At 68.2% G+C, this 7824-nt stretch carries 8 protein-coding genes and 1 riboswitch; of the genes, 3 read left to right on the plus strand and 5 right to left on the minus strand.

The window, feature by feature from the left end; translation table 11 throughout:
• On the minus strand, positions 1-1722 hold a 1722-nt coding region (locus VFL64_RS21960; RefSeq protein WP_489542521.1), incomplete at its 3' end, for a lytic transglycosylase domain-containing protein.
• A 214-nt stretch (positions 1723-1936) separates the two neighbouring features.
• On the opposite strand from VFL64_RS21960, the gene VFL64_RS21965 reads away from it, so the two are divergent.
• Positions 1937-2185, plus strand: coding sequence for a hypothetical protein (locus VFL64_RS21965; protein ID WP_489542522.1), 249 nt, complete (start codon positions 1937-1939; stop codon positions 2183-2185).
• 167 nt (positions 2186-2352) lie between these two features.
• Here VFL64_RS21965 and VFL64_RS21970 read toward each other — a convergent pair whose 3' ends face one another.
• Positions 2353-3312, minus strand: a complete 960-nt coding sequence (locus tag VFL64_RS21970) for a LysR family transcriptional regulator (protein WP_489542523.1) — start codon at positions 3310-3312, stop codon at positions 2353-2355.
• Between the two features lie 113 nt (positions 3313-3425).
• Here VFL64_RS21970 and VFL64_RS21975 point away from each other — a divergent pair, with 113 nt between their 5' ends.
• Together VFL64_RS21975 and VFL64_RS21980 are read left to right on the plus strand one after the other, a co-directional pair.
• The gene (locus tag VFL64_RS21975) at positions 3426-3746 is read left to right on the plus strand and encodes a DUF2917 domain-containing protein (protein WP_489542524.1); all 321 of its coding nucleotides are present in this window, start codon (positions 3426-3428) and stop codon (positions 3744-3746) included.
• Between the two features lie 33 nt (positions 3747-3779).
• On the plus strand, positions 3780-4376 hold the full coding sequence (locus VFL64_RS21980) for a 5-formyltetrahydrofolate cyclo-ligase (protein WP_489542525.1): 597 nt from the start codon (positions 3780-3782) through the stop codon (positions 4374-4376).
• Positions 4377-4417: 41 nt separating this feature from the next.
• Here VFL64_RS21980 and metF read toward each other — a convergent pair whose 3' ends face one another.
• The 3 genes from metF to ahcY are packed head-to-tail and all read right to left on the minus strand — an operon-like array spanning position 4418 to position 7493.
• Positions 4418-5272 (minus strand): methylenetetrahydrofolate reductase [NAD(P)H], encoded by an 855-nt coding sequence (gene metF / locus VFL64_RS21985; protein ID WP_489542526.1) that lies wholly within the window; start codon positions 5270-5272, stop codon positions 4418-4420.
• Positions 5269-6042: a TlyA family RNA methyltransferase gene (locus VFL64_RS21990; protein ID WP_489542527.1), complete on the minus strand. Its 774-nt coding sequence runs from the start codon at positions 6040-6042 to the stop codon at positions 5269-5271. The genes metF and VFL64_RS21990 overlap by 4 nt, the downstream gene beginning before the upstream one ends.
• Before the next feature lie 17 nt (positions 6043-6059).
• A complete protein-coding gene (ahcY, locus tag VFL64_RS21995) occupies positions 6060-7493 on the minus strand; it encodes an adenosylhomocysteinase (RefSeq protein WP_489542528.1) in 1434 nt (477 codons plus the stop codon).
• Positions 7494-7574: 81 nt separating this feature from the next.
• A riboswitch (S-adenosyl-L-homocysteine riboswitch) is annotated at positions 7575-7666 on the minus strand.
• Between the last annotated feature and the right edge of the window lie 158 nt (positions 7667-7824).

The raw sequence follows: 7824 nt of genomic DNA on the forward strand, positions 1-7824 counted from the left end.
CAACTGGTCCACCGTGAAGCCGGTCAGGCCGATCTTGCGCGCCGTCCAGCGCGCGGTGGCCGGCATGACCTGCATCAGCCCGGAAGCGCCCACCGCCGAACGTACGTTGACCACGAAGCGCGATTCCTGGCGTATCACACCGTAGACATAGGCGGCATCCATGCCTGCGTCGCGCGCCGCGGACTCGATGTCACGTCTGAACGGGGTGGGGAAGCGCTGCTCGACATCGATCTCGGCCAGGGTGCGTTCGCTGGTGTTGATGCAGCGGTCCCAGATCTCGGCGTCGCAGGCGCGCTGCGCGGCAGCACGCAGTTCGCGGTCGTCCATGCCGCGCAGGCTGAAGTTCCACTCGCGCACGCCTTCGTCGCGCAGGCCGATGGAGATGAGGGCCAGGGCCCGCGTGAGGCCGGCATGCGTGCGGGCGCGGCCGCGCTCGTCGGCGGTGAGCGGCGTGGGTTTGGGGGGCAGCACCTGGGTGCGGCCCAACTCTTCGGCCGCAAGCTTGCCGTAGAAGTTCATCTGGCCCGCCAGGGTTTCGAGCAGCGCCGCGGCCTGGGCCCGCTGCACATCGCCGCCCGCATCGGGCGAAGGGGCTGCCGTGAGCTTGAGCGCGCGGGCCTTCCAGTACACCCACGCCGATTCACGCTGTTCGGCCGGGCTCATGGCCTCGATGGCGTCGAGCAACTGCTCCCAGCGGCCGGCCACGCCCTCGGCCCGCAGCGCGGCGCGGGCCTTCCAGCCCAGCATGTCGTCCGACAACTGCACCGCGCCGGCGCCCCGCACGCTGGCTGAGCGCCGGTACCACTCATGCGCCTGCGGCAGCAGGTCCATGGCGGCCTGCTTGGCCACCGCGGCCCAGACCCACACCAGCGTGGCCGGCGGCAGGCTGGCCGCCCAGCGTTCTTCAATCTGCGCGGCGGCGGCGGGTGCATCGTTGTCGGCCAGCCGAGTGAGCGCCAGCGCCAGCAGTTCAGTGTCCTTGCGCGACAGCGGACCATTGCGCCGCGCCGACTCGCGAGCCAGATAGCGCCCCGGGTTGTCGAAGATCTCGCCCACCACGGTGGCGCTGGCATCGCTCACCAGCGCCGCGGCCTGCTTGGCCACGCGCGACCGGTTCAATTCGCCGGCCAGGCGCACCTTCATCCACGCATCGGCCTCGGTGAAGCGGCGCTCCTGGTAGAGCGTGGTGGCCAGCAATGCGCAGCCGTCGTCGGTGTCGCGCCGCGCCAGCCAGCGGTTGCGCGCCAGGGCCGTGACGTCCTCGCCGGACTGGTGGCGCAACAGCAGCGCATAGCAGTTGACCTCGCGGTCGTCGTTCATGCGAAAGCGCGCAAACTCGGTGGCGAAGTGGGCCCAGTCGCGCCGGCGGCCAAGCTCAAGCAGCCAGTCGTTGCGCAGGCGGTCTTCCACGTAGGTGTCGGGCCAGCGCGCGTAGAACTCATTCACTTCGTCGGGTGCGGCATTGGGCAATCGCTGGCTCAGTTCCCAATAGTCCACCCACATGGCCAACGGATTCTGTGCTTTGACAGCGGCGGCGCGCAGGCTGGCCAACCGGGCCCTGTCGCCGCGCTTGAGGGCTTCGCGCGCATCGAGGATGACATCGCTGCCGCGCGGCGGCGGGTTGTTGGCCGCCCAGGCCGGCAGCATGAGCAGGGCACCGGCACAGGCCAACCCGGCGATCGACCATCGGCGCCAGGAAAGTGACAAATGTGTGAAATTCATACGGCAGCTTCTCGACGGGGTCAATCTAACGCAGCCGGCTCGCATGCGGGGGTCCATTGTGGCGTGCAACACCGCAACCGGGGGTGTCACTTCGTCGCCCGGGCCTGCATTTCAGGTGCCGCGCGGCACCGATCGTCGCTTCCCGCGCGCACGAAACGACCTCATTGCCTAGAGTGCTTGTACTGCAAAGCTTCCCTGCAGCCGAAAGGACACCATGAAAACCACCGACCTTGCATTTGCCGTCACCCTGAGCACCATGCTGCTGGCCAGCCTCGCCGCCGTCGGGAATCTGGGTCTGGGCACCGGCCCGGCGAACGATGAGATGCCGGTGTTTCGCCTGGAACCGGTAGTGATCACTGGCACCAAGGGCAGCGCGCGCGCCGCGGACCTCAAGAAGGCCCAGTTCGACGAGGTGACCGTGCCCAGCGCACGCGAACAACAGATCGCGCAGCAGCGGGTCTGAACACCGGGCGGCAGGCACCCCCCGAATGCCGGTTTCCACCCTCGCGGCTTTGGCCGACGATTGAACCGTTTGATCGATAGGTCTCTCCAAGGCCTTTTCTCCCCCGGGCGCCGCAGCGATCCTGCATGAGCGCCCGTTTTTTCATCCAGGCCGAGCGGCCTTCACCTTCATTCACTTTCGCCGATGGCTGTACGTGATTGGGCCGCCTGGGCCCGCACCCAGGCGCAGAAGGCGCGAAGTTCGGCACGGTCGCGCGCATTGGGCGCGGGCACCAGCCAGTAGCTGTAGGGGCTTTGCATGCGCCCGGCCAGGCCGAAGGGCTCCACCAGTTCACCCCGCTCGATGGCGTCGCTCACCAGCGCCAGGCGCGCCAGCGCAACGCCCTGCCCGGCCAGTGCGCCCTGGATCTGCTGGTACGTGAAGTTCATGAACAGCCAACGGCGCGGCTGCAGGCCCGCATGGCCCTGCACCTGCAACCAGCGATGCCACGTGAGGTACTGGCTGCTCGGACGCGTGTCGTCCTCTTCCAGCAAGGTGTACTGCGCCAGGTCGGCGGCTTGGCGCAGCGGCGGGGTCTGCCCGGCCGCCGCCTGGGCCTGCGTGGCAGCGCTGACCACCGGGGTCAGCACCTCGCCGAACAGTCGCAAGGCACCGGGCGGCGCTTCGTCCGGGTGGCAGTAGCGCAAGACCAAGTCGAAGTCGGCACTTTCGAGGTCGACCAGCGCGTCACCGGCGGAGATGCGGATGTCGATGTCCGGATGCTGCTGCTGGAAGCTGTGGAGCTTGGGAATCAGCCACAGCGAAGCGAACGACGCAAACGTGCTCAGGCTGACGCTGCGGCGGCCCTTGGCCTGGCGGATCTGGCGCACCGCGGCGTCGATGCGCTCCAGGCTCGCGCCCACGGCCAACAACAGCGTGTGGCCGTCGGCCGAGAGGGCCACGCGGCGCGTGCCGCGCTGGAACAGGCTGGCCCCCAGTTCGTCTTCCAGGGCCTTGATCTGGCGGCTGACGGCCGACTGGGTGAGGTGCAGGTCTTCTGCGGCAGCACTGAAGCTCAGGTGCCGGGCCACGGCGTCGAAAGCCCGGAGTTGCTCCAACGGCAAGGGACGATGGCGACGGTTACTCATATCAATTACGCATTAATTGTCGGCACAGGATTCACTGGATTGGCGCCCGCTTCCGTCCGATCATTCGCCTACTGATTGTCCCACTCGATGGGTGAGTTCCACGGAGTTAATTCATGACCAAGTCGCAACAATACGGGCAGCCCGCCGCTGCCGTCACACACTGGCAAGTGCCCGCCACGGGCGAACTGGTGGCCTGCGCAAAGCTGTGGCTCACCCGCAGCGGTGACCTGGACGACCATGTGCTGCATCCCGGCGAGCGGGTGCGGCTGGACCGCGGCGACGACATCGTGATCGAGGCGCTGCGCCAGGCCCCTGCACCGTTGTGGCGCTGGCAACCGGCGGCGCAGCCGGCAATGGGCTGGCGCGACTGGCTACCCCGGTTGGCCGGGTCGGCCAAGCCGGTACTCCACCCCGGTTCATGCACGCCGGCATGACCGGCGGGCCACTGGCTCGCGCACAATGCGTGCATGGCTTCATCCTTCAAGCTGCCGATCGAACCCTCGCGCGATAAAGGACTGTTGCGGCGCGGCCTGCAGGCCGAGCGGCTGGCGATGGTCGATCGACACCGGCGCGCCATGGACCTGCAGGAGGTCCTGCGCGTCTGGCTGGTAGGGCGCCCCGAAACAGCGATTGGCGCCTACTGGCCCATCAAGGGCGAGTTCGATGCGCTGCCCGCGCTGTTCCGCTGGACCGAGTCCGACCCCGGGCGCCAGATCGGCTTGCCGGTGATCCACCGCGAATCCAAGCAGTTGCGGTTCCACGTGTGGTTCCCGGGCTGCCCCATGGAAGAAGACGCCTACGGCATCCCCAAGCCCAAAGACACGCCCTCGTTCGAGCCGCAGTTGCTGCTGGTGCCCTGCGTGGGCTATGGCCCCAAAGGGGTACGCCTGGGTTACGGCGGCGGTTTCTACGACCGCACGCTGGCGGCGCTGTCACCGCGGCCGGTGACGGTGGGCGTGGGCTATGCCCACGGCTTCATCCCTTGGCTGACGCCCGAGCCGCATGACGTGCCGCTGGACGCCATGATCAACGAAGAGGGCGTGCCGTGGGACAGCACGGCGTGAAATGAAGCCCCCAGGGCACGGCAAGCGGCGCCCCCTGCTCGCTACAAGCCGAGGTTGCGCGCAATCGCCAGCGTGGCGGCCGACTGGTTCATCGTATAGAAGTGCAGGCCTGGCGCGCCATTGGCGAGCAGGCGCTCGCACAGCGCGCTGACCACGTCCACGCCAAAGGCCTTGATGGAGGCCGCATCGTCGCCGAACGACAGCAGGCGCAGCCGGATCCAGCGCGGGATGTCGCAGCCGCAGTTGTCGGCGAAGCGCAGCAGGCCGCTGGCGTTGGTGATGGGCATGATGCCCGGCACCACCGGGATGTCCAGGCCCAGCGCACGCACCTCGGCCACGAAGCGGGCGTAGGCGTCGCTGTTGAAGATCATCTGGGTCAGGGCCGAGCTGGCGCCGGCGCGCACCTTGGTGGCAAAGGCCTGCAGGTCGGCCTGCGGCGACTTGGCCTGCGGGTGCATCTCGGGATAGGCGCTCACCTCGATGTGGAAGTGGTCGCCGGTCTCGGCGCGGATGAAGGCCACCAGGTCGCTGGCGTGGTTGAACTCGCCGCCGGCCCCGGCGCCGAAGCCGTAGCCGCTGGGCAGGTCGCCGCGCAAGGCCACGATGCGGCGGATGCCCGCGGCCTTGAACTCAGCCAGCTTGGCGCGGATCGATTCGCGGCTGGCACCGATGCACGAGAAATGCGGCGCGCCTTCGCGCCCTTCGGCCAGGATGGCCTGCACGGCCTGCAAGGTGCCATCCTGCGTGGAGCCGCCGGCGCCATAGGTCACGGAGCAGAACTGCGGCGACAGCTCGTACAACTCGCGGCGCACCGCGGCGAGCTTGGTGACACCCTCGGGCGTCTTGGGGGGGAAGAACTCCAGGCTCAGGGGTGGCCGGGTCGCGGGAGCAGTCATGATCGATCTCCATCCGGTGCGGGCATGGCCCACACGAAGAATTCCTGGTTGCCATCGCCGCCCGGGGCAGCGCTCTCGAAGTAGTCGTGCACGTGCAGTTGCAGCGCGACGCAAGCTTGGCGGATGCGGGCCTGCACCTGCCCATGCGCCTGCGGGTCCTTCACCAGCCCCCCCTTGCCGATGTCCTGCGGCTGCAGCTCGAACTGCGGCTTCACCAGCAGGAGCAGTTGCGCCTGCGAGTGGCACAAGGGCCGCAGCGCCGGCAGCACCAGCGTGAGCGAGATGAACGACAGGTCGCCGACGATGAGGCCAAAACCTTCGGCCGGCGCCCCATCGCCCAATGCCGCCCGGGTCAGGTGGCGGGCGTTCACGCCTTCCAGCGCGGTGATGCGCACGTCGCGGCGCAGCTCGGGGTGCAGCTGCCCGTGGCCCACGTCCACGCCCACCACCCGCGCCGCGCCGCGCGCCAGCAGCACCTGGGTGAAGCCGCCGGTGCTCTGGCCCACGTCCAGGCACACCGCGCCGGTGGCATCCAGCCCGGTGCGGGCCAGGGCGGCCTCAAGCTTGAGGCCGGCGCGCGACACCCAGCGCAGCTCGGCGTCGTCGGTGACTTCGATCTCGCAGCCTTCGGGCAGGTCCTCGCCGGCCTTGCGCGGCGGCATCCAGCCGGTGGGCGACAGCCAGCGCACCGCGCCGCGCTCGATCAGCCGCGCAGCGGCCGATCGGGACGGGGCATGCCCCTGCTGCACCAGCAGTTGGTCGGCGCGCATGGCCGCGACGTACCGGCTCAGTAGCGGTAGCTGTCGGGCTTGTACGGGCCCTGCTTCGACACGCCGATGTAGGCGGCCTGCGCCTCGCTGAGCTCAGTGAGCTTGGCGCCCAGCTTGGACAGCTGCAGCCGCGCGACCTTCTCGTCCAGGTGCTTGGGCAGCACGTAGACCTGGCCGACCTCGTACTCGCCCGAGCGCGAGTACAGCTCGATCTGCGCGATGGTCTGGTTGGCGAAGCTCGAGGACATCACGTAGCTCGGATGGCCCGTGCCGCAGCCGAGGTTCACGAGACGCCCCTTCGCGAGCAGGATGATGCGCTTGCCGTCCGGGAAGATCACATGGTCCACCTGCGGTTTGATCTCTTCCCACTGGTACTTCTCGATCGATGCGATGTCGATCTCGTTGTCGAAGTGGCCGATGTTGCAGACGATGGCCTGGTCCTTCATGCGCAGCATGTGCTCGTGCGTGATGACGTCCTTGTTGCCGGTGGCGGTGACGAAGATGTCGCCCAGGCTGGCGGCCTCGTCCATGGTGACCACGCGGTAGCCTTCCATCGCGGCCTGCAGCGCATTGATGGGGTCGATCTCGGTGACCCACACCTGCGCCGACAGGGCGCGCAACGCCTGGGCGCTGCCCTTGCCGACGTCGCCATAGCCGGCCACCACGGCGATCTTGCCGGCGATCATCACGTCGGTGGCGCGCTTGATGCCGTCCACCAGCGATTCACGGCAGCCGTAGAGGTTGTCGAACTTGCTCTTGGTGACGCTGTCGTTCACGTTGATGGCACGGAACAGCAGCGTGCCCTTGGCGCTCATTTCCTTCAGGCGGTGCACGCCGGTGGTGGTTTCCTCGGTGACACCGATGATCTGGGCGCTCTTGCGGGTGTACCAGGTGGCGTCCACGGCGAGCTTGGCGCGGATGGCGGCGAAGAGTTCGCGCTCTTCCTCGCTGCCGGGGTTGGCCAGCACGGAGAGGTCCTTCTCGGCCCGCTGGCCCAGGTGCATCAGCAGCGTGGCATCGCCGCCGTCGTCCAGGATCATGTTGGGGCCTTCGCCCTCTGTGCCCTTGGGGCCGAAGTCGAAGATGCGGTGCGTGTAGTCCCAGTAGTCGCGCAGCGACTCACCCTTGTAGGCGAACACCGGCGTGCCCTGCTCCACCAGCGCCGCGGCGGCATGGTCCTGGGTGGAGAAGATGTTGCACGAGGCCCAGCGCACCTGCGCGCCCAGCGCCTGCAAGGTCTCCACCAGCACGGCGGTCTGGATGGTCATGTGCAGCGAGCCGGTGACGCGTGCGCCCTTGAGCGGCTGGCTCTTGGCGTATTCCTCGCGGATGGCCATCAGCGCGGGCATTTCGCTCTCGGCGATGCGGATCTCGCGGCGGCCCCAGCCGGCCAGCGACAAGTCGGCGACCGCGTACTGGTCGGTATGAAGGGGTTTGAGGACAGCGTTCATGGAGGTCTCCGTAAAGAAGGAAACCCGCCGCCGGCCGTGAATAGTGAGAGGGGGAATCACGATCTCACCCACGACCTGCCTTGCGGGTGAGCGCCGTTGCCTGTGAAGGGATCCGAGCCTGGGGAGGCCGCCGTGTGATGTGGACAGGCCCCCTTGCAACGCTCCTCGGAACGGCGGGAATTCTAGCAGCGGGCCCAGGCGGGCAGCCGTGATGAACTTGCAGGTTGGGCCCGCTTGAGGGCTCAATCCTCCAGCGCCCGCGCCTTGCCGTGGAACACGCGGTAACGAAGAGCAACACCGCGGCGGTGAGCGGGATGGGCGCCAGCAGCAC

Source organism: Rhizobacter sp. (genome assembly GCF_035702065.1).
Taxonomy (GTDB): domain Bacteria; phylum Pseudomonadota; class Gammaproteobacteria; order Burkholderiales; family Burkholderiaceae_C; genus Rhizobacter.

Excerpts from the sequence above, each read along its gene's own strand:
- VFL64_RS21970 (WP_489542523.1), bottom strand. The coding sequence starts at position 3,312 with ATGAGTAACCGTCGCCATCGTCCCTTGCCGTTGGAGCAACTCCGGGCT.
- metF (WP_489542526.1), bottom strand. The coding sequence starts at position 5,272 with ATGACTGCTCCCGCGACCCGGCCACCCCTGAGCCTGGAGTTCTTCCCC.
- VFL64_RS21975 (WP_489542524.1), top strand. The coding sequence starts at position 3,426 with ATGACCAAGTCGCAACAATACGGGCAGCCCGCCGCTGCCGTCACACAC.
- VFL64_RS21990 (WP_489542527.1), bottom strand. The coding sequence starts at position 6,042 with ATGCGCGCCGACCAACTGCTGGTGCAGCAGGGGCATGCCCCGTCCCGA.
- VFL64_RS21965 (WP_489542522.1), top strand. The coding sequence starts at position 1,937 with ATGAAAACCACCGACCTTGCATTTGCCGTCACCCTGAGCACCATGCTG.
- VFL64_RS21980 (WP_489542525.1), top strand. The coding sequence starts at position 3,780 with ATGGCTTCATCCTTCAAGCTGCCGATCGAACCCTCGCGCGATAAAGGA.
- ahcY (WP_489542528.1), bottom strand. The coding sequence starts at position 7,493 with ATGAACGCTGTCCTCAAACCCCTTCATACCGACCAGTACGCGGTCGCC.